Origin of the sequence: Rhodovulum imhoffii (genome assembly GCF_003046545.1) — a bacterium.
GTDB classification, from domain to species: Bacteria; Pseudomonadota; Alphaproteobacteria; order Rhodobacterales; family Rhodobacteraceae; genus Rhodovulum; species Rhodovulum imhoffii.
The window spans coordinates 104,974-127,017 of the sequence record NZ_QAAA01000003.1 but is presented as its reverse complement, the minus strand read 5'-3'; the positions used below and the strand labels follow the sequence as shown (position 1 = coordinate 127,017).

General features: G+C 62.7%; 18 protein-coding genes and 1 tRNA gene. 5 read left to right on the top strand and 14 right to left on the bottom strand.

What is annotated here, in order from left to right:
* Positions 1-19 precede the first annotated feature (19 nt).
* From rpsG to C8N32_RS03605, 11 genes are all read right to left on the bottom strand, one after another.
* Positions 20-490: a 30S ribosomal protein S7 gene (rpsG, locus tag C8N32_RS03655; protein ID WP_107891117.1), complete on the bottom strand. Its 471-nt coding sequence runs from the start codon at positions 488-490 to the stop codon at positions 20-22.
* 12 nt (positions 491-502) lie between these two features.
* Positions 503-874, bottom strand: a complete 372-nt coding sequence (rpsL, locus tag C8N32_RS03650; RefSeq protein ID WP_035253348.1) for a 30S ribosomal protein S12 — start codon at positions 872-874, stop codon at positions 503-505.
* 277 nt (positions 875-1,151) lie between these two features.
* Positions 1,152-5,372, bottom strand: a complete 4,221-nt coding sequence (gene rpoC / locus C8N32_RS03645) for a DNA-directed RNA polymerase subunit beta' (protein WP_107891116.1) — start codon at positions 5,370-5,372, stop codon at positions 1,152-1,154.
* A gap of 67 nt (positions 5,373-5,439) precedes the next feature.
* Positions 5,440-9,576 (bottom strand): DNA-directed RNA polymerase subunit beta, encoded by a 4,137-nt coding sequence (rpoB, locus tag C8N32_RS03640; protein WP_107891115.1) that lies wholly within the window; start codon positions 9,574-9,576, stop codon positions 5,440-5,442.
* A gap of 246 nt (positions 9,577-9,822) precedes the next feature.
* Entirely contained in the window at positions 9,823-10,203 is a 381-nt protein-coding gene (rplL, locus tag C8N32_RS03635) for a 50S ribosomal protein L7/L12 (RefSeq protein ID WP_107891114.1), read from the bottom strand.
* Positions 10,204-10,273: 70 nt separating this feature from the next.
* Complete coding sequence (gene rplJ / locus C8N32_RS03630; protein ID WP_107891113.1) at positions 10,274-10,792, bottom strand: 50S ribosomal protein L10; 519 nt, start codon at positions 10,790-10,792, stop codon at positions 10,274-10,276.
* A 447-nt stretch (positions 10,793-11,239) separates the two neighbouring features.
* Entirely contained in the window at positions 11,240-11,938 is a 699-nt protein-coding gene (rplA, locus tag C8N32_RS03625) for a 50S ribosomal protein L1 (protein WP_107891112.1), read from the bottom strand.
* 5 nt (positions 11,939-11,943) lie between these two features.
* Positions 11,944-12,372, bottom strand: a complete 429-nt coding sequence (gene rplK, locus C8N32_RS03620) for a 50S ribosomal protein L11 (RefSeq protein WP_107891111.1) — start codon at positions 12,370-12,372, stop codon at positions 11,944-11,946.
* 101 nt (positions 12,373-12,473) lie between these two features.
* A complete protein-coding gene (gene nusG, locus C8N32_RS03615; RefSeq protein WP_107891110.1) occupies positions 12,474-13,007 on the bottom strand; it encodes a transcription termination/antitermination protein NusG in 534 nt (177 codons plus the stop codon).
* 183 nt (positions 13,008-13,190) lie between these two features.
* Complete coding sequence (gene secE / locus C8N32_RS03610; RefSeq protein WP_107891109.1) at positions 13,191-13,382, bottom strand: preprotein translocase subunit SecE; 192 nt, start codon at positions 13,380-13,382, stop codon at positions 13,191-13,193.
* Between the two features lie 86 nt (positions 13,383-13,468).
* Positions 13,469-13,544 (bottom strand) — tRNA-Trp (locus C8N32_RS03605).
* Between the two features lie 95 nt (positions 13,545-13,639).
* On the opposite strand from C8N32_RS03605, the gene C8N32_RS03600 reads away from it, so the two are divergent.
* Positions 13,640-14,485, top strand: coding sequence for a class I SAM-dependent methyltransferase (locus tag C8N32_RS03600; protein WP_170106723.1), 846 nt, complete (start codon positions 13,640-13,642; stop codon positions 14,483-14,485).
* A gap of 53 nt (positions 14,486-14,538) precedes the next feature.
* Here the strand turns inward: C8N32_RS03600 and tuf are convergent, their stop codons facing one another.
* The 3 genes from tuf to C8N32_RS03585 all read right to left on the bottom strand — a co-directional run bounded on the left by tuf (position 14,539) and on the right by C8N32_RS03585 (position 18,691).
* Entirely contained in the window at positions 14,539-15,714 is a 1,176-nt protein-coding gene (gene tuf / locus C8N32_RS03595; protein WP_107891107.1) for an elongation factor Tu, read from the bottom strand.
* 61 nt (positions 15,715-15,775) lie between these two features.
* Positions 15,776-16,366 carry a hypothetical protein gene (locus tag C8N32_RS03590; RefSeq protein WP_107891106.1) on the bottom strand — a complete coding sequence of 197 codons (591 nt, stop codon included), beginning with the start codon at positions 16,364-16,366 and terminating at the stop codon, positions 15,776-15,778.
* A gap of 12 nt (positions 16,367-16,378) precedes the next feature.
* Positions 16,379-18,691: a DNA topoisomerase IV subunit A gene (locus C8N32_RS03585; RefSeq protein ID WP_107891105.1), complete on the bottom strand. Its 2,313-nt coding sequence runs from the start codon at positions 18,689-18,691 to the stop codon at positions 16,379-16,381.
* Between the two features lie 50 nt (positions 18,692-18,741).
* Between C8N32_RS03585 and C8N32_RS03580 the strand changes: the two genes are divergently transcribed.
* From C8N32_RS03580 to C8N32_RS03565, 4 genes are all read left to right on the top strand, one after another.
* A complete protein-coding gene (locus tag C8N32_RS03580) occupies positions 18,742-19,572 on the top strand; it encodes an SDR family NAD(P)-dependent oxidoreductase (protein ID WP_107891245.1) in 831 nt (276 codons plus the stop codon).
* Between the two features lie 29 nt (positions 19,573-19,601).
* Positions 19,602-20,150 carry a cob(I)yrinic acid a,c-diamide adenosyltransferase gene (locus C8N32_RS03575; RefSeq protein WP_107891104.1) on the top strand — a complete coding sequence of 183 codons (549 nt, stop codon included), beginning with the start codon at positions 19,602-19,604 and terminating at the stop codon, positions 20,148-20,150.
* Positions 20,151-20,316: 166 nt separating this feature from the next.
* On the top strand, positions 20,317-21,078 hold the full coding sequence (locus tag C8N32_RS03570; protein WP_107891103.1) for an electron transfer flavoprotein subunit beta/FixA family protein: 762 nt from the start codon (positions 20,317-20,319) through the stop codon (positions 21,076-21,078).
* Position 21,079: 1 nt separating this feature from the next.
* On the top strand, positions 21,080-22,006 hold the full coding sequence (locus C8N32_RS03565; protein WP_107891102.1) for an electron transfer flavoprotein subunit alpha/FixB family protein: 927 nt from the start codon (positions 21,080-21,082) through the stop codon (positions 22,004-22,006).
* Positions 22,007-22,044 lie beyond the last annotated feature (38 nt).

Here is a 22,044-nt window from a genome sequence, read left to right as displayed (position 1 = left end):
CTGTCCTGCGCCTAGTCGGTTACCAGCGGTAATGGCTGAAAGCCTTGTTGGCTTCGGCCATCTTGTGGGTGTCTTCACGCTTCTTGACGGCCGACCCGCGGGATTGCACCGCATCGATCAACTCGCCTGCCAGGCGCTCTTCCATGGTGTTCTCGTTACGGCCGCGACTGGCGGTGATAAGCCAGCGGATCGCCAGCGCCTCGCGCCGCTCGGGGCGCACCTCTACGGGCACCTGGTAGGTGGCACCGCCCACACGACGCGAGCGCACCTCGACCGAGGGCTTCACATTGTCAAGCGCCTCGTGGAACACCTCCACGGGGGCCCGCTTCAGCTTCGTCTCGATCCGGTCGAGGGCGTTGTAAACGATGCTTTCGGCGGCAGATTTCTTGCCGTCGATCATCAGGTTGTTCATGAACTTGGTCAGCACGCGATCGCCATACTTGGCGTCGGGCAGAATTTCACGTTTCTCGGCGCGATGGCGACGGGACATAGACGTCTCTCCTTACTTCGGACGCTTCGCGCCGTATTTCGAGCGGCGCTGCTTACGGTCTTTGACGCCCTGGGTATCCAGCACACCCCGCAGGATGTGGTAACGGACACCGGGAAGGTCCTTGACCCGGCCGCCGCGGATTAGCACGACCGAGTGTTCCTGAAGGTTGTGGCTTTCGCCGGGGATGTAGCTGATCACCTCGAACCCATTGGTGAGGCGCACTTTCGCCACTTTCCGCATGGCGGAGTTCGGCTTCTTGGGTGTGGTGGTATAAACGCGCGTGCAAACCCCGCGCTTCTGCGGACAGGCCTGCAGATGCATGGATTTCTGGCGCTTTACTTTCGGCTGCCGCGGCTTGCGGATCAGCTGTTGGATCGTCGGCATTCCGGTTCCCCGTGTTGCAACCCGTTCAAATCTCAAAAGCGTCTCATGCGTCCACGAAACGCCAATACCGCATGCGTTCCCCTTGATGTTCCGGGAACGACGCGGTGGAATTCCAGAGGATCGGGGCATAACGCCCGGATCATGACCACTTCAGTTCTGATTTTCAGACACGGCAAGCAAGGCCGCCGGCCCGAGTGCGCGCGGTATAAGCAGAGTCGCAAGACTTGTCAACACCGCCCCGCACATCCCCCGGCCCCAAAAGGGCCGGGGGCATTTTTCATTCCTCGCCCGAAAACTCGGCCCCCGGCGAAGTCTCCTCTTCCGGCGCGACAAGCGCGGCGGCGGCTTCCGCCTCGGCGCGACGCGCCTCGATGACTTTCTGATCCCGCTCACCCGCAATCCGGCGGACCCGCTGGGTGGCCCCGCCCGTTCCCGCCGGGATCAGGCGCCCGACGATGACGTTCTCTTTCAGACCAACCAGCTTGTCCACCTTGCCCTGTACCGAAGCCTCGGTCAGGACGCGGGTGGTTTCCTGGAACGACGCGGCCGAAATGAAACTGCGGGTCTGCAACGACGCCTTGGTGATCCCAAGCAGGATCGGTTGCCCCTGCGCAGGGCGTTTGCCCTTGGCCAGAGCCTTCTCGTTGGCGGCCTCGAACTCGGTCTTGTCGACATGCTCACCCTTCAGAAGCGTCGTTTCCCCGCTGTCGAGGATTTCCCACTTCTGAAGCATCTGGCGCACAATGACTTCGATGTGCTTGTCATTGATCTTGACGCCTTGCAGACGATAGACCTCCTGCACCTCGTCGATCATGTAATCGGCCAGCGCCTCGACTCCCATGATCGCCAGGATGTCATGCGGGGCCGGGTTACCGTCCATGATGTAGTCGCCCTTCTGCACGAAGTCGCCTTCCTGCACCGGGATGTGCTTGCCCTTGGGCACCATGTATTCCACCGGGTCCAGCGTGTCGTCGGCGGGTTCGATGGAGATGCGGCGCTTGTTCTTGTAGTCGCGCCCAAAGCGGACATACCCGTCGATCTCGGCAATGATGGCATGATCCTTCGGGCGACGCGCCTCGAACAGTTCCGCCACCCGCGGCAGACCGCCGGTGATGTCCTTGGTCTTGGCCCCTTCGCGCGGGATGCGTGCAACCACGTCACCGGCCCTGATGTCCTGCCCGTCCTCGATCGAAAGAATCGCATCCACCGACATCGGGTAGGTCACCGGGTGGCCGGCCTCGTTGCGCACGGGCTCCCCGGTCGCGGAGTCCACGACCAGAATTTCCGGCTTGAGGTCGCTGCCCTTGGGCGCGGCGCGCCAGTCGGAAACGATCTTCTGGGTCATGCCGGTTGCATCGTCCGTGTCCTCGCGCACCGAAATCCCGGTGACAAGATCCACATATTTCGCCACACCGGCCTTCTCCGCAATGATCGGCAAAGTGTAGGGATCCCACTCGAACAACTTCTCGCCACGCTGGACCTTCTGCCCGTCCGCGACAAACAGCTTGGTACCATAGCCCAGCTTGAAACTGGCCCGCTCCACGCCGTTCTCGTCAATGATCGCAATCTGCATGTTGCGCCCCATGACAATCAGGTCGCCGCCGGCATTGGTCAGAAGGTTGGCATTGCGATACTCGATCTTGCCGTCCTGGCCGGCCTCCTGGAACGATTGCTGGCCGCCCTGCGCGATACCGCCGATGTGGAAGGTCCGCATCGTCAGCTGCGTGCCGGGTTCCCCGATCGACTGGGCCGCTATAATGCCGACGGCCTCGCCGACATTGACCATCGTGCCGCGGGCCAGGTCGCGCCCGTAACAATTGGCGCAAACGCCTTCTTCGGCCTCGCATGTCAGCGGGCTGCGGATACGCACGCTGGCAAGCCCGGCGGCCTCGATGGCATCGGCCTTGCGCTCGTCGATCAGTTCGTTGCGGCTGGCGATCACCTCGTCGGTGCCCGGCTTGAGCACATCCTCGGCAGCAACGCGGCCCAGCAGACGTTCAGCCAGGGTGGCCACGATCTCACCGTCATTCACCGCGGCTTCGCAGGTAATGGCGTTCTCGGTGCCGCAATCCTGGCTGCGCACGATGCAGTCCTGCGCCACATCCACCAGACGTCGGGTCAGGTACCCCGAGTTGGCGGTCTTGAGCGCGGTATCGGCCAGCCCTTTCCGGGCGCCGTGGGTGGAGTTGAAGTATTCCAGAACCGTCAGGCCTTCCTTGAAGTTCGAGATGATCGGCGTCTCGATGATCTCTCCCGAAGGCTTGGCCATCAGGCCCCGCATCCCGCCCAGCTGTTTCATCTGCGCTGGCGACCCTCGCGCCCCGGAGTGGGACATCATGTAGACGCTGTTGGGCTCCTTCTCGGCACCGGCGTCATCCACCCGAACGGCCGAGATCTCTTCCATCATCGCGTTCGCCACCGCGTCCGAGCATTTCGACCACGCATCGACAACCTTGTTGTATTTCTCACCCTGGGTGATCAGGCCGTCCATGTATTGCTGCTCGAATTCCTTGACCTGGTCGCGGACCCCTTCGACGATCTCCCACTTCCTCTCGGGGATGACCATGTCGTCCTTGCCAAAGGAAATCCCGGCCTTGAACGCCTCGCGGAACCCCATGCCCATGATCTGGTCGCAGAAGATCACCGACTCCTTCTGCCCGCAATAGCGGTAGACGGTATCGATGACCTGCTGAACCTCCTTCTTGCGCAGCAGGCGGTTGACCAGTTCGAACGGCGCCTTGGCGTTGAGCGGCAGCAGCGCACCCAGCCGGACACGCCCCGGCGTGGTCTCATATCGCTTGAAAACCTCGTTGCCCTGGTCGTCGATCTGCCTGATCCGCGCGGTTACCCTGGCGTGCAGATGAACTTCGCCGGCATCCAGTGCATGCTGCACCTCATCCACATCGGCGAAAACCATGCCTTCGCCCTTCATGCCCTCACGCTCCATCGTGATGTAATAGAGGCCAAGGATCATGTCCTGCGACGGCACGATGATCGGGGCGCCGTTGGCGGGAGACAACACGTTGTTGGTAGACATCATCAGCACACGCGCTTCCAGCTGGGCCTCAAGGCTCAACGGAACGTGCACGGCCATCTGGTCGCCGTCGAAGTCCGCATTGAAGGCCGAACAGACCAGCGGGTGAAGCTGGATCGCCTTGCCCTCGATCAGCACCGGTTCGAACGCCTGAATGCCCAGCCGGTGCAGCGTCGGCGCACGGTTCAGCAGCACCGGGTGCTCGCGAATCACCTCGTCGAGAATGTCCCAGACTTCGGGGCGTTCCTTCTCCACCAGTTTCTTCGCCTGCTTGACGGTGCTGGACAGCCCCTTCGCCTCCAGCCGCGAGTAGATGAACGGCTTGAACAGTTCCAGCGCCATCTTCTTGGGCAGGCCACACTGGTGCAGTTTCAGTTCAGGCCCGGTCACGATCACAGACCGGCCCGAGAAGTCCACCCGTTTGCCCAGAAGGTTCTGGCGGAAACGGCCCTGCTTGCCCTTCAGCATGTCGGAGAGGGACTTCAGCGGACGCTTGTTGGCCCCGGTGATGACGCGCCCGCGGCGGCCGTTGTCGAAGAGCGCATCGACCGATTCCTGCAACATCCGCTTTTCGTTGCGGACGATGATATCGGGCGCGCGCAGCTCGATCAGCCGCTTGAGACGGTTGTTCCGGTTGATCACCCGGCGATACAGGTCGTTGAGGTCCGACGTTGCGAAGCGGCCGCCATCCAGCGGCACCAGCGGACGCAGTTCCGGCGGAATCACCGGGATAACCGTGAGAATCATCCATTCCGGCCGGTTTCCGGATTCAAGGAAACTCTCGACGACTTTCAGCCGCTTGATGATCTTCTTGGGTTTCAGTTCCCCCGTGGCTTCGGCCAGTTCCTCGCGCAGGCGCTCGGCCTCGGCCTCCAGATCGATCGCCGACAGCATCTCCCGGATCGCCTCGGCGCCGATCCCGGCGGTGAACGCGTCCGTCCCGTACTGGTCCTGCGCGTCGAGGTATTCTTCCTCGGTCATCATCTGGCCATAGCTCAGGTCCGTCAGGCCCGGCTCGATGACAACGTAGTTTTCAAAATACAGCACCCGCTCCAGATCGCGCAGGGTCATGTCCAGCATCAGGCCGATGCGGGAGGGCAGAGACTTGAGAAACCAGATATGCGCAACCGGCGCGGCCAGTTCGATGTGGCCCATGCGCTCCCGCCGGACCTTTTGCAAGGTAACCTCGACCCCGCATTTTTCACAGACGACACCGCGGTATTTCATCCGCTTGTACTTGCCGCACAGGCACTCGTAGTCCTTCACCGGGCCGAAGATGCGCGCACAGAACAGGCCGTCGCGCTCGGGCTTGAACGTCCGGTAGTTGATCGTCTCGGGCTTTTTGATCTCACCGTAGGACCACGACAGGATCCGTTCCGGCGAGGCCAGCGAGACCTTGATCTCGTCAAACTGCTTGGGCGAGGCCAGCGGGTTGAACGGGTTGGGGGTAAGTTCCTGGTTCATTTTCAAATCCTTGAATTCGGGCAGAGGGGGACGCGGCCCGCTGACCGGGCCGCGCGGCGCGATGCCGTCAGTCCTCGTCCTCCACGTCCAGGAGTTCCATGTTCAGGCCGAGGCCACGGACTTCCTTCACCAGAACGTTGAAGGATTCGGGCACACCGGCCTCGAAATTGTCCTCGCCCTTGACGATGCTTTCGTAGACTTTCGTCCGCCCGGCCACATCGTCCGACTTGACCGTCAGCATCTCCTGCAGGGTATAGGCAGCCCCATAGGCTTCCAGCGCCCAGACCTCCATCTCCCCGAAACGCTGACCGCCGAACTGCGCCTTGCCGCCCAGCGGCTGCTGGGTGACGAGGCTGTAGGGCCCGGTTGACCGCGCGTGGATCTTGTCATCCACCAGATGGTGCAGCTTCAGCAGGTACTTGACGCCGACCGTGACGGGGCGAGCGAACTTCTCGCCCGTACGGCCGTCGAACAGGTCGCTCTGGCCACTGGTGTCGAACCCGGCGCGGGACAGCGCCTCGTTGACATCCGCTTCCTTGGCGCCATCGAAGACCGGCGTGGCGATCGGCACCCCGCGGGTGACGTTGCCGGCCGCCTCGACCAGCCGCGGCTCGTCCATGCCCTGGATGCCTTCCTCGTAGACATCGTCGCCATAGGCAATACGCATCGCCTCACGCACCGGCGTCAGGTCGCCTGAGCGACGATACTCATCCAGCGCATCGTCGATCTTGAGACCAAGGCCGCGCGCGGCCCAGCCCATGTGGGTTTCAAGGATCTGCCCGACATTCATACGCGAGGGCACCCCCAGCGGGTTGAGTACCAGATCCACCGGCGTCCCGTCAGACAGAAAAGGCATATCCTCCATCGGCACGACCTTGGAGACGACCCCCTTGTTTCCGTGGCGGCCGGCCATCTTGTCGCCCGGCTGAAGCTTGCGCTTCACGGCGATGAAGACCTTGACCATCTTCATCACCCCCGGCGGCAGGTCGTCACCCCGGCGCACCTTCTCGACCTTGTCTTCGAAACGATGCTCCAGCGCACGCTTCTGGGCCTCGAACTGGGCGTTCAGCGCCTCGACCTGCGCGGCGTCGGCCTCATCGGCCAGCGCAAGTTGCCACCACTGGCCCTTCGACAGGGCTCCCAGCAGATCTTCGGTGATTTCCGAATTCGCCTTGACGCCCTTGGGCCCCTTCACCGCGGCCTTGCCCAGAATCATGGTTTTCAGGCGCGCGTAGATGTTGCGCTCAAGGATGGCAAGTTCATCGTCCCGGTCGCGGGCGAGACGCTCAACCTCTTCGCGCTCGATCTGAACGGCACGCTCGTCCTTGTCCACGCCATGGCGGTTGAAAACCCGCACCTCGACGACGGTCCCGTAATCCCCCGGCGGCAGACGCAAAGACGTGTCGCGGACGTCGGATGCCTTTTCCCCGAAAATGGCGCGCAGCAGCTTTTCCTCCGGCGTCATCGGGCTTTCGCCTTTCGGGGTGATCTTGCCCACCAGAATGTCGCCCGGCCCCACCTCGGCCCCGATGTAGACGATCCCTGCCTCGTCGAGGTTGCGCAGGGCTTCCTCCCCGACGTTGGGAATGTCGCGGGTGATCTCTTCCGGCCCAAGCTTGGTATCGCGGGCGGCGATCTCGAACTCCTCGATATGGATCGAGGTGAACACATCGTCGCGCACGATCCGCTCGGAAATCAGGATCGAGTCCTCGTAGTTGTAACCGTTCCACGGCATGAACGCCACGACCACGTTCTTGCCGAGCGCCAGTTCCCCCAGGTCGGTGGAGGGACCATCTGCAACGACCTCGCCCTTTCCGACGGTGTCGCCCACCTTTACCAGCGGGCGTTGGTTGATGCAGGTGTTCTGGTTCGACCTCTGGAACTTGCGCAAGCGATAGATATCCACCCCCGGATCGCCCGGCTCCAGGTCCTCGGTTGCGCGCACAACGATCCGGGTGGCATCCACCTGATCGATCACGCCCGCGCGCCGCGCCATGATCGCAGCCCCCGAATCCTTGGCCACGACCCCCTCGATCCCGGTTCCCACGAATGGGGCGTCAGCCTGCAGAAGCGGCACAGCCTGACGCTGCATGTTCGCCCCCATCAGGGCACGGTTGGCGTCGTCGTTCTCAAGAAACGGAATCAGCGACGCCCCGACCGAAACCAGCTGTTTGGGGCTGACGTCGATCAGGTCCACCTGCTCGCGCGGGGCCAGCATGTATTCCCCCGACTGCCGGGTGCTGACCAGATCGTTCTGGAAACGGCCCTGATCGTCCAGATGCGCATTGGCCTGGGCCACGGTGTGGCGCATTTCCTCTGTGGCGGACATATAGTGAACCTCGTCGGTCACCTGCCCGCCCACGACCTTGCGGTAGGGGGTCTCGATGAAGCCATACTTGTTCACGCGCGCATAGGTGGCGAGGCTGTTGATCAGGCCGATATTCGGACCTTCCGGTGTCTCGATCGGACACATCCGACCATAGTGGGTCGGATGCACGTCACGCACCTCGAAGCCCGCGCGTTCCCGCGTCAGACCACCCGGCCCAAGCGCCGAAAGCCGGCGCTTGTGGGTGACTTCCGACAGCGGGTTGGTCTGGTCCATGAACTGCGAAAGCTGCGAGGACCCAAAGAACTCCCGCACCGCCGCCGCAGCGGGCTTGGCATTGATCAGATCCTGGGGCATGACCGTGTCGATCTCGACCGAGGACATGCGTTCCTTGATCGCGCGCTCCATTCGCAGCAGGCCGACGCGGTACTGGTTTTCCATAAGCTCGCCGACCGAGCGCACCCGGCGGTTGCCCAGATGGTCGATATCGTCGATCTCCCCCTGGCCGTCGCGCAGTTCCACCAGTGCCTTCACACAGGCGATGATGTCCTCCCGGCGCAGCGTGCGCTGGGTATCCGGCGCATCCAGATCAAGGCGCATGTTCATCTTGACCCGGCCAACGGCAGACAGGTCATACCGCTCGGCATCGAAGAACAGCGTATCGAAAAGGGCGCTGGCGGCCTCAACGGTGGGCGGCTCACCCGGACGCATGACACGGTAGATATCCATGAGCGCGGTCTCCCGGCTCATGTTCTTGTCCTGCGCCATGGTGTTGCGGATGTAAGGGCCGACATTGACATTGTCGATGTCCAGAACCGGGATGTCGGTAATGCCCGCGTCCAGCAAATCCTTCAGCGTTCCGCCGGTGATTTCGCCATCCTTGTCGTAATCCAGCGTCAGTTCGTCACCCGCCTCGACATAGATCGCGCCGGTGTCTTCGTTGATGATGTCCCTGGCGGCAAACCGGCCGACGATATGGTCGAACGGCACCAGAAGTTCGGTGACCTTACCCTCGTCGATCAACTTTTTGACCGTGCGCGGTGTGACCTTCTTGCCGGCCTCGGCGATAACCTCGCCGGTCGCGGCGTCGATCAGGTCATAGGTCGGGCGCGTGCCGCGGACGCGCTCGGGGAAGAAGGTGGTAACCCACCCTTTTTTCTTCTCGAGACGGAACGGCACCGTATCGTAATAGGCATCCATGATGCCTTCCTGATCCAGCCCCAGCGCGTAGAGCAGCGTCGTCACCGGCAGCTTGCGACGGCGGTCGATGCGGGCAAAGACGATGTCCTTCGCGTCAAACTCGAAATCCAGCCAGGACCCGCGATAGGGAATGATCCGGCAGGCGAACAGCAGCTTGCCGGAGGCATGGGTCTTGCCCTTGTCATGATCGAAGAACACGCCCGGAGAACGATGCATCTGGGACACGATCACCCGCTCGGTCCCGTTGACGATGAACGTCCCGTTGGGAGTCATCAGGGGCATGTCGCCCATGAAGACGTCCTGCTCCTTGATATCCTTGACCGACTTGGCGCCGGTATCCTCGTCCACATCGAACACGATCAGGCGCAGAGTGACCTTCAGCGGCGCGCTGTAGGTCATGTCACGCTGCATGCATTCTTCAACGTCGTATTTGGGCCTCTCCAGCTCGTAGCGGACAAACTCCAGTACGGCAGTCTCATTGAAATCCTTGATCGGAAAAACCGACTGGAAAACCCCCTGAATCCCTTCGCCGTCGGCCGGCTCCGGCGCGTCGCCGGATTTCAGGAACAGGTCATAAGAAGATTTCTGAACCTCGATAAGGTTGGGCATCTCCAGGACTTCCCGGATCTTGCCGAAATATTTGCGAAGTCGTTTCTGGCCAACGAACGTCTGCGCCATGTGCCTTGTCACCTTTCGTCTGTCGCGTGCACGCACTGCCGTCGGGCTCCGGCGGCGCGCCGCTCACGAATGAAGGGGGTCAGGTTCCATTCCTGCGGCCGTCCCACCGGCCGCGCCCGAACCTCGAACCACGCCTTGGAAAAGGCTTTGCACCAAGCCCTTGCCAAGACAGGTTCGGCTGGGCCCGGATTCTTCCGGACCCAGCCTCGTCTCAATGGATCGCAAGCCTCACGGCCCGCGCCCGGATCACTTCAGCTCGACTTCGGCGCCAGCCGCTTCCAGCTTCGCCTTGATGTCTTCGGCTTCGGCCTTGTCGATGCCTTCCTTCACGGCTTTGCCGCCGGCCTCGACCAGTTCCTTGGCTTCCTTCAGGCCCAGCCCGGTGATGGCACGGACTTCCTTGATCACGTTGATCTTGGAGGCGCCGGCCGACTTCAGGATAACGTCGAACTCGGTTTGCTCCTCGGCCGCTGCGCCACCGGCGTCACCGGCGGGGCCAGCCATGACAACGGCGCCACCGGCGGCGGGCTCGATGCCGTATTCGTCTTTCAGGATGGTTTTCAGTTCCTGGGCCTCGAGCAGGGTCAAACCCACGATCTCTTCGGCAAGTTTTTTCAGATCAGCCATTTTCTGTTCCGTTCTTTCACGATTGTGTTCCAACGTCGGCGCTCAGGCCGCACGCGGGGTCAGAAGTTGCTCAAGCGGCTTCCGCACGCTCCTCGATGGTCGAGAGGATGCTCGCGATGTTGGAAGCGGGCGCGCCAATGGCACCGGCGATGTTGCTGGCGGGTGCACCGATACAGCCCGCGATGGAAGCAATGAGCTCCTCGCGCGACGGCATGTCGGACACTGCCTTGACACCGGCCCGGTCCAGGGCCGTCTCACCCATGGCACCGCCAAGAATCTCGAACTTCGAGTTGTCCTTGGCAAAGCCCTCCGCAACCCTGGCCGCAGCCACCGGGTCCTCGGAATAGGTCAGAACGGTCATGCCCGTCAGAAGGTCGGCAATGCTTGCGCAGGGCTTTCCTTCCAGGGCGATCTTGGCGAGCCTGTTCTTGGCGACACGAACGGACCCGCCCGCTTCACGCATACGCGCGCGCAGATCCTGCATCTCGGCAACCGTGAGACCCGCGTAGTGTGCAACCACCACGACGCCAGAGCTTTCAAAGATCTGGCCGAGTTCCTCGACCACTTTCTCTTTCTGGGCTCTATCCACAGTTTCACTCCAATTTGGGGGTCGCCCCCCGGCTCATGTTTGCCGGATTTCTCCGGCGTTCGGGTCCGTAAGGGTCCCGAGGCCAGGATCACCCGAGGAAATCCCCGTGAAATCAGTCTCGTTCCCCATCTCAGGAAGGAAATTAAGCCCGAAGGCACCCTCCGTCTCGGACAGGGCGGGGCGTAGCCCCGCCATTTTCCCGGCCCTGATAACGACCGGAAACCTTAAGGGCGCATGCCGACGAGCAAGCGCCCTTCATTCCTTACGCGATGGTCCGGCCGAAAACCGGGAACCTGACCCCACAACGCTCCTGCAAAGCAAGGGTTCCAATCGCACAGAGGGTTTCATAGACAGTGGCACCGAAAATGTGAAGCGAAAAAACACACGCCCTTGCGCCCCCGCCAAAACCCGCAGGGGAGGCAGACAACGCCCGCCCCCCGATATCTTTTAGTTGCCGGTCGCCGACACGATGTCGACCGAAACACCCGGCCCCATGGTCGAACTCAGCGAGACCTTCTTCATGTAGGTCCCCTTTGCCCCGGCGGGTTTCGCCTTGCTCACCGCACCGACGAAAGCACGCACGTTCTCGGCAAGCTTCGCCGCGTCGAAAGAGACCTTCCCGACCCCGGCATGGACCACACCGGCCTTCTCGACCTTGAACTGGACCTCGCCGCCCTTGGCTGCTTCGACGGCGGCCTTGACGTCCATCGTCACCGTTCCAACCTTCGGATTCGGCATCAGGTTACGGGGGCCCAGAATCTTGCCAAGCCGCCCGACAACCGGCATCATGTCCGGCGTGGCGATGCAGCGATCGAACTCGATCGTACCCCCCTGAATCGTTTCCATCAGGTCTTCGGCACCGACAATATCCGCCCCGGCAGCCGTGGCTTCGTCGGCTTTCGGGCCACGGGCGAAAACCGCCACGCGCACCGTCTTTCCGGTTCCGTTGGGAAGGGTCACCACGCCACGCACCATCTGGTCCGCATGGCGCGGGTCAACGCCCAGATTCAGCGCGATTTCAAGCGTCTCATCGAACTTGGCAGAGGCATTGGCCTTGATCAGATCGACCGCTTCCTCGACGGTGACATCTTCCTTGCCGGCGAAGGCTTCGCGGGCGGCGCGGGTACGTTTACCAAGCTTTGCCATCACGATTACCCCTTCACCTCGATGCCCATCGAACGGGCCGACCCCAGAATGATCTTCATCGCACCCTCAACATCGTTGGCATTGAGATCCTTCATCTTCGCCTCGGCGATTTCTTTCACCTGGGCGACGGTCACATAGCCCGCCGTGGCTCGACCGGGGGTATTGCCACCGGACTTCAGCTTGGCAGCCTTCTTGAGATAATAAGACGCGGGCGGCGTCTTGATGTCCATCGTGAAGGACTTGTCCTGGAAATAGCTGATAACCGTCGGACAGGGGGCACCGGGCTCCATGTCCTGGGTCTTGGCGTTGAACGCCTTGCAGAATTCCATGATGTTGATGCCGCGCTGACCCAGCGCGGGACCGACGGGCGGCGACGGGTTCGCCTGGCCGGCAGACACCTGAAGCTTCAGCGTGCCAATGAGTTTCTTGGCCATCGGGCCTCTCCTCTTCTAACCGCGCCCCCACGCGTGGGTGGCGCCTTGCGGTTCGTGGTCAGGCCTACGGGCGCGCCCGCGCAGCCCCCCACGCTTGCACATCAGGCCTGCTTGGTGACCTGCGTGAATTCCAGTTCGACCGGAGTCGCCCGGCCGAAAATCGATACCATCACCTTCAGGCGCTGGTTGTCGTCGTCCACCTCTTCGACCATACCGGCGAAACCTTCGAACGGGCCATCGGTCACGTTCACGTTCTCGCCCACCTCATAGGTGATGGTGGAGCGCGGCGCCGCCTCCCCCTCCTCGGCACGGTTCAAAATCTGGTTTACTTCGTCATCGCGCATGGGCATCGGCTTGCCCTGCGGCCCCAGAAATCCGGTCACCCGGTTGATCGAGCTTATCAGGTGGTAGCCCTGATCGGTCATTTCCATGCGTACCAGAACGTAGCCGGGCATGAACCGGCGCGGCACGGTCACCTTCTTGCCGCGGCGCACCTCGATCACCTCTTCCTCGGGCACGAGAACCTCTTCGATCTCTTCCCCGAGACCGGCCTCGGCAACGGCATGCCTGATCTGTTCGGCGATTTTTTTCTCGAAATTCGAGAGCACGCTCACCGAATACCACCGTTTCGCCATTCGCCCGTTACCCCATGTCTTGCGGCACCTCCCGCGGCGCCCGTTTGGCCGGGCCGTGGCCCGTAGCTCTGCGGAACAAAAAACAGCGCGCAACCCGAATCGATGCACGCCGGTCCCAAGAAACAGCGCCCCGATTACCGCCCCTTCCGTCAATTTTCAAGAGGGAGGCGCCGAAAACCCGAATCAGCTGAAAAAGCCCAGCAGACCCTTCAGGCCGGTGCGGATCAGAAAATCGACAAGGAAAAAGAAAATTGCCGTCAGGGTGGCCATCACGAACACCATGACCGTGGTAAGCGCCACCTCGCGCCGGGTGGGCCATACCACCTTCGACACTTCGCTGCGCACCTGCTGAATAAACTGAAGCGGGTTAGCCATGTTTCTTTCCTGTCTGATCCCGGCAGGGACTTACGCGCTTTGCGCCCGGCATTCAAGCCCGCGCCCGGCATCTTGGGAAAACGGCCTGGCAGGGGCGGAGGGACTCGAACCCCCGACCCTCGGTTTTGGAGACCGATGCTCTACCAACTGAGCTACACCCCTAAGGCCAAGGCGGGAATTATGACACCGCGCGCCGGGAATCAAGGCGGTTTTTTTGTCTTATGGCATTCCGCACCCAACTGTGGGAAACAGGTCCGATGGTACAGAAACTTTCCGCCGCGCAAACTTTCGCGCAGGCCCCCTGGGCCCAGCTTGACGCCTCTGTTCTGACACGGGCGCGCAGCGTCCCGACAATGCTCAACCCGGCGGAAGAAAAACTCTACTACTGGCTGGCTGCGCACTGGCTGCGTGGAACCGGCGACATCGTCGATCTCGGCTGCTTCGCCGGCGGCTCGACCGCACGGCTGGCCGAGGGGCTGCGCGCCGGGCGGCATCCGGGACATATTCATGCCTTCGACCGTTTCACCGCCCGCCCCCGCAACAAGGAAAACATCCTTTACCCCCATGGCATCGCACCGTTTTCGGGGCACGACATCCTGCCCCTTGCCCGCCGGCTGCTGGCCCCCTGGGACGACCTCGTGACACTGCATCCCGGTGAGATCGAGGACAATGGCTGGCAAGGTCGCCCGATCGAATTGCTGACCATCGACGCCGGGAAAACCGCCGCCTCCGCCGACGCCATTGCAGAGATATTTTTTCCCCACCTCCTGCCCGGTCAATCCATCGTTGTTCAACAGGACTTCTTTCATACATCCCAGCCGTGGCTGGCGGCCCAGATGCAGCGCCTGTCGGCGTTCTTCACACCGCTAGCATTATGCAAGCAGACTGCGATGGTCTTTCAATGCCGTACGCGGCCTGACACGCCGTCTCTGCATGCCGCCCGCACCGCGCGGCTGACGGATGACGACCTGGTTGCCGATATCCGGTCCGCGCAGAAATGGTTGCGCCGCTACAGCCGTCCCTGGCGCTTTCTGCATCTCACGCAAGCCGTGGAAAAGAACCCCGGTGCCCGGGAAGCATGGCGATTCCGTTCCGCCCCCTGAAACGGGAAAGGCCGCCCCGAAGGGCGGCCCGGAAACCACGACTGCCTGTCGGGTTACTCGATGATTTTGGAGACGACGCCTGCGCCGACGGTACGTCCGCCTTCGCGGATGGCGAAGCGCAGTTTCTCTTCCATCGCGATCGGCGCAATCAGTTCGACCTTGAACGACACGTTGTCCCCCGGCATCACCATCTCGGTGCCTTCGGCCAGTTGCACGGTGCCGGTCACATCCGTCGTGCGGAAGTAGAACTGCGGACGGTAGTTCGCGAAGAACGGCGTGTGACGACCGCCCTCATCCTTCGTCAGGATGTAGGCCTCCGCCTCGAACTTCGTGTGCGGTGTCACCGAACCGGGCTTGCACAGCACCTGGCCACGCTCAACCTGGTCACGGTCGATCCCCCGCAAAAGCGCCCCGATGTTGTCTCCAGCCTCGCCTCGGTCCAGAAGCTTGCGGAACATCTCAACGCCCGTGCAGGTCGTCTTCTGCGTCGCCTTGATCCCGACAATCTGAACCTCGTCGCCAACGTTGATGACCCCGCGCTCAACTCGGCCCGTCACAACCGTGCCACGGCCCGAAATCGAGAAAACGTCCTCAACCGGCATCAAAAACGGCTGATCAACCGCACGCTCGGGCGTCGGAATGTAATCGTCAACCGCTGTCATCAACTCACGGATCTTGTTTTCCCCAATCTCGGGATCGCGCCCCTCCATCGCGGCAAGTGCAGATCCCGCCACAATCGGAATGTCGTCGCCGGGATACTCATACGAAGACAGAAGCTCGCGAACCTCCATCTCGACAAGCTCCAGAAGCTCCGCGTCGTCAACCTGATCAACCTTGTTCAGAAAAACGACCATCGCCGGAATGCCAACCTGGCGGCCAAGAAGAATGTGCTCTCGCGTCTGCGGCATCGGACCGTCAGCAGCGTTCACAACCAAAATCGCGCCGTCCATCTGCGCCGCGCCCGTGATCATGTTCTTCACGTAGTCCGCGTGACCGGGGCAGTCCACATGCGCGTAGTGACGGTTCTCCGTCTCGTACTCAACATGCGCCGTCGAAATCGTGATCCCGCGTGCCTTCTCCTCAGGCGCGCCATCAATCTGGTCATACGCCCGAAAATCCCCGAAATACTTCGTGATCGCAGCCGTCAGCGTCGTCTTCCCGTGGTCAACGTGACCAATCGTGCCGATGTTAACGTGCGGTTTCGTACGTTCAAACTTTGCCTTAGCCATATTCGAGGCGCCTCATTCCTTTAGGGGGCCATAACGGACCCGAGTCAGCATCGGGCGCTCTTTATTTGCTGGGGGCTTGGAAATCAAGGCCCTGTTGATCCCCCACCGTGCCGGGCTGTTGCAGCCACGCGTCACGATGGCGCGCCAGCCAGCGCTCGATCTGAAGCGCGGCATTGCGTGCGAGTGCTCTCATTTGTTCCTCGCGCGAGCGGGTCAGACCGGTGCCGATCAGCGTATCGGCACCCAGATCTTCGAACACGACGATCTGTTCCGGCGCGTCGTGCAGTTTCCGCCCGGCAGCGTCATCCCAAAGATTGGCGGAAATCACCAGAACCGATTTGGGCGCCGCAACCACCGGCACACCGGGCACCGCCAGCGCATACCCATCTACATTCACGGCGATATGGTAAAGCCGCCTCCCGCCGCGACCGCCGAAGCGGGTGGTGATTTCTTCCCTCAGAACGGTCTCCCATTCTTCGGCCAGCGCCCTGCGCGATGGCGGAATGGGTTTGGCGTTGCCTGCCAAGACGATGGCATGGCCCAGCCGGAAATCCCCCAGATCTTCGTGCGGGGCATCCAGATTGACGGGGGCGCAGCCCGCGCACAAAAGAGCAACCCCCAACACCCCCCGCCGGAGCCGGAAAAACAGCATACATGCCTCCTGTCAGTCGGTGAAGCGATTGTTTCTCGGGAAACCACGGGGCGCCATCCGTCCGGCTCCGGCGCGCTTTCCGAGCCACTCGCTCAGATCGGTTTCCGTACGCGTGCGCCCCGCCGGATCACGCCAGATCAGGCCGTCTTCCAACCGGAAGGTCCTCGCATCGGACAGGCCGCCATCCTTGTATTTCTGCAACCGAACGCCCTTGCCTCGGGCCATCTCGGGCAGTTCGTCCAGCGCAAAAACCAGCAGCTTCCGGTTTTCTCCCACGCAGGCAACGTGATCGCCCGAAACCGTGCAGCAAACACTGGCCTCCACATCGCCGCGCAGGTTCAGGACCTGCTTGCCCGCACGGGTCTGGGCCAGAACCTCATCCGCGGGCACCACGAAACCGTCCCCGGCACCGGAGGCCACCAGCAGGCGCACCCCGGCCCGGTGAATGAACAGGCTGACGATCCCGCTCTCGTTGGGCAGGTCCACCATCAGGCGCACCGGCTCCCCCATACCACGCCCGCCGGGCAACTGCGCGGCGGCAAGCGTATAGAAACGCCCGTTCGCCCCGAACAGCAGAAGCTTGTCGGTCGTTTCGGCATGGATAAGAAAACGCCCCTCATCGCCATCCTTGAACTTCAGGCCGGTGTCCGGGGAGATATGACCCTTCAACGCCCGCACCCAGCCCATTTTCGAACAGACCACGGTGATAGGCTCGCGCTCGATCATCGCCTCCAGCGGCACGTCCTCGACCTCGGCCGCCTTTGAGAACCGCGTGCGGCGCGCACCGCCGTCGGACTTCGCACCGAACGCCTCACGTGTTTCGCGCAACTCGCTGGCAATACGGTCCCACTGGACGCCATCGCTCTCCAGCAAGTCCTCCAGCCCGGCACGCTCTTCCATCAGGGCATCGCGCTCACGGGTCAGCTCGATCTCCTCCAGCCGGCGCAGGCTGCGCAGGCGCATGTTCAGGATCGCCTCTGCCTGCACCTCGGTCAGTTCGCCCTCTCCCGTCGCCGGCAAGGGCGAGACGTAATCCACCCCTGACGCCGCGCGCGGACGGCGCAGCGCCCAGTTCTCGGCCATCAGCGCAGCCTTGGGATCGTCGTCATAGCGGATGATGTCGATCACCCGGTCAAGGTTAAGGAAAGCGACCAGGAGCCCCTCCAGCACCTCCAGCCGGTGGTCGATCCTGTCCATCCTGTGCCGCGAACGGCGCAGCAAGACCTCCCGCCGGTGGTCGAGGAATGCGCGCAGCACCTCTTTCAGGCTGCAAACCTTCGGCGTGCGCCCGTCGATCAGCACGTTCATGTTCAGGCTGAAGCGTACCTCAAGGTCGGAGTGCCGGAACAAGGTTCCCATCAGCACGTCGGCATCCACGTTCTTGGAACGCGGTTCCAGAACAAGCCGCACGTCATCGGCGCTTTCGTCCCGGATGTCGGCGAGGATGGGGATCTTCTTGCTCTGGATCAGGTCCGCGATCTTCTCGATCAGGCGCGATTTCTGCACCTGATAGGGAATTTCCGTCACCACGACCTGCCACTGCCCGCGACCGAGCTCCTCGATCTCCCATGCGGCACGCAGACGGAAACTGCCACGCCCGGTGCGGTAGGCCAGCGCGATGTTCGCGGGATCTTCGACCACCACCCCGCCGGTTGGAAAATCCGGGCCGGGGATATAGTTCAGCAGCGTGTCGTCGCGGGCGTCCGGTGTCTTGATCAGATGCAGACACGCCCCGATCAGTTCATCGATATTATGGGGCGGAATATTCGTCGCCATCCCCACGGCGATACCGCTGGCACCGTTGGCCAGCAGGTTCGGGAATGCCGCGGGCAGCACAGCGGGTTCTTCCAGCGTCCCATCGTAGTTGGGGCGAAAATCCACCGCGTTCTCGGCCAGCCCCTCCATCAACGCCTCGGCGGCAGCGGTCAGGCGGGCCTCGGTATAGCGGCTGGCGGCGGGGTTGTCGCCATCGATATTGCCAAAATTCCCCTGCCCGTCCACCAGGGGGTAGCGGACGTTGAAGTCCTGCGCCAGCCGGGCCATGGCATCATAAATCGCCGCATCGCCATGGGGGTGATAATTCCCCATGACGTCACCGGAGATCTTGGCCGATTTCCGAAACGCCCCGGTCGAGGTCAGTTTCAACTCCCGCATTGCGTAGAGGATGCGGCGGTGAACCGGCTTCATCCCGTCACGCGCATCGGGCAGGGCACGATCCATGATCGTGCTCAACGCGTAGGTCAGATAGCGGTCCCCGATGGCGCGGCGCAAAGGCTCGGCCAGTGGATGGGGCTCGATCTTGGGGTCGTCGGTGGTATCGCTCATGAATATTGTGTAGAGCCAGTGCAAACTGCGGTCCAGTGGTGAATGAGATCATGGTGCGAAGGACGGTTCTTGTCACGGGGTGTTCCTCGGGTATCGGATATGACGCGGCACATGGGCTGGCGCGGCGGGGATGGCGGGTGTTCGCCACCTGCCGGTCCGGAACGGACTGTGCCCGCCTGCGCGACGAGGGGCTGGAAAGCCTGCCGCTGGATTACGCGGAGGAGGCCAGCATCGCCACCGCGCTGGAGGAGATTCTCTCGCGCACCGGCGGGCGGCTGGACGCGCTTTACAATAACGGCGCCTTCGCCTGCCCCGGCGCGGTGGAGGACCTGCCCCGCGGCGCGTTGCGCGAAATTTTCGAAACCAACCTTTTCGGTGTCCACGACCTGACACGCCGGGTAATCCCGGTGATGCGGGCGCAAGGCCACGGGCGGGTGGTGAACTGCTCCTCGATTCTGGGGCTGGTGCCGCTGAAATGGCGCGGGGCCTATGTGGCAACCAAATTCGCGCTGGAAGGACTGACCGACACCTTGCGGCTGGAAATGCGTGACACGCCCCTGCATGTCAGCCTGATCGAACCGGGGCCGGTCACCTCGAAGATCCGCGTCAACTCGATCCCCCCGTTCGAACGCTGGGTGGACTGGGAAACTTCCGCCCGCGCGGATCAGTACCGCGCCAGCCTGCGCAAACGGCTTTATGAAGACCGCGGTCCGGACATGTTCGAACTGCCGCCCTCGGCGGTAACGAAGAAACTGATCCACGCGCTGGAAGCCCCCCGTCCGCGCGCCAGATATTACGTGACTACGCCGACCTACCTGATGGGGACGCTGCGGCGGCTCTTGCCAACGGCGGCGCTGGACTGGATCATCGCGAAACGATAGGCGCAAAGACCGCCGGAAAGGGAGATGAAATGAACGGGAAAATCTATACCCGCCGCGGCGACACCGGCGAGACGCGGCTGGGGGACGGCACCCCCGCCCCCAAGCATGGCACCCGGATGCGCGCCTACGGGATGGTGGATGAAATCAACGCGGCCATCGGGCTGGCCCGTCTTCAGGCCGATGGCGCGGTGGACGCACGCCTTTCGGCCATTCAGCACGATCTGTTCGACCTTGGCGCAGACCTGCACAAGGACAAGGCCGATGACCGCCCCCTGCGCATCACCGCCGACCAGGTCGCCCGGCTGGAAACCGAAATCGACGCCGCCTCCGCCGACCTGCCGGCCCTGCAAAGCTTCATCCTGCCCGGCGGCACGCCGCTGGCCGCCCATTTGCACGCCTGCTGCACGGTCGCGCGCCGGGCGGAATGCCTGACCGCACGCCTCGCCTCCGAGGAAAGCGTGAACCCCCAGGCGCTGGCCTATCTCAACCGCCTGTCGGACTGGCTGTTCGTCGCCGCACGGGCGGCCAATGGCAGCGGCGCTCAGGATATGCTGTGGCGTCCGGCGGCGGATCGTTAGGGCGCTGGAGACCTGCGCAACATTCTCGCAATAGAAAACGCGGCGTCGAAATTTCATTTTCCGTCGCTTTTTCCCTGTTCCACGCGGCGCAGAGTCGCTAACAAACCCGCGAAGATGCAGACGGAGCGGCCCGGCCGGTCCGCCATATAGGAGGAGAGACACGCCCATGAAGGTACTTGTGCCTGTTAAGCGCGTGATCGACTACAACGTGAAAGTCCGCGTCAAGGCGGACGGCACCGGGGTCGATCTGGCCAACGTCAAGATGTCGATGAACCCGTTCGACGAAATCGCCGTTGAGGAAGCCATCCGCCTGAAAGAGGCCGGCAAGGCCGAAGAGATCGTGGCCGTATCCATCGGCGTCAAGCAGGCCCAGGAGACCTTGCGCACCGCGCTGGCGATGGGGGCGGACCGCGCGATCCTCGTGACGGCCGCAGAGGATATTCACGACGATATCGAGCCGCTGGCCGTTGCCAAGATACTGAAAGCCGTGATCGACGAGGAGCAGCCCGGCCTGGTCCTGTGCGGCAAGCAGGCCATCGACAATGACCAGAACGCCACCGGCCAGATGCTGTCGGCGCTGCTGGGCTGGTCGCAGGGCACCTTTGCCTCGAAGCTGGATATCGACGGCGACACCGCCACCGTCACCCGCGAGGTGGATGGCGGATTGCAGACCATCAAGGTCAGGATGCCTGCCATCGTCACCGTGGACCTGCGCCTGAACGAGCCGCGCTATGCCTCGCTGCCAAACATCATGAAGGCGAAAAAGAAGCCGCTCGACGAAAAGACCCCGGCGGATTACGGCGTGGACACGACCCCCCGCCACCAGGTGCTGAAAACTGCCGAGCCGCGCGAGCGCCAGGCCGGCGTGAAGGTCGGCTCGGTCGATGAGCTGATCGCCAAACTCAAAGACGAAGCGGGGGTGCTGTAAGATGGCCGTTCTTCTTCTTGCCGAAGTCACCGGGGGCGAACTGCAACTGGACGCCACCGCCAAGACCGTGACCGCCGTGAAAGGTCTGGGCGACGTGAGCGTGCTGTGTTGCGGCGCACAGGCAAAAACCGCCGCCGAGGCCGCCGCGAAGATCGACGGCGTGGCCAGGGTCCTCTGTGCCGAGGACGCGCTTTACGGTCACCGTCTGGCCGAGCCGACCGCGGCGCTGATCGCCTCGCTGGCCGGGGATTACGAGCACATCGTCGCCCCCGCCACCACCGACGCCAAGAACATCATGCCGCGCGTCGCCGCGTTGCTTGATGTGATGATCCTGTCCGACGTCGTCGGCGTGGAAAATGCTGACACGTTCCAGCGCCCGATCTATGCCGGCAACGCGATCCAGACGGTCAAGACCTCGGACGCCAGGAAAGTGCTCACGATCCGCACCTCGACCTTCGAGGCCGCCGGCACCGGAGGCGCCGCCCCGGTGGAAAACATCGCCTCCGCCGACAACCCCGCCCTGTCGGACTGGGTCGAAGACACCGCCGCCGAAAGCGACCGCCCGGAGCTGACCTCCGCCAGCGTGATCGTCTCGGGCGGGCGTGGCGTCGGCTCGGAGGAAAGCTTCCGGCTGATCGAACAGCTCGCCGACAAGCTGGGTGCCGCCGTGGGCGCCAGCCGTGCCGCCGTCGACTCGGGCTATGCCCCGAACGACTGGCAGGTGGGTCAGACCGGCAAGGTCGTCGCGCCGGAGCTCTACATCGCCGTTGGCATTTCGGGCGCCATCCAGCACCTTGCCGGGATGAAGGACTCGAAAGTCATCGTCGCCATCAACAAGGACGAAGAAGCCCCGATCTTCCAGGTTGCCGATTACGGTCTGGTCGCCGATCTGTTCGACGCCGTCCCCGAGCTGATCGAAAAGCTCTGACCTTCGAAAAGACCCCGCGAAGGCCCGCCCCCGTGGCG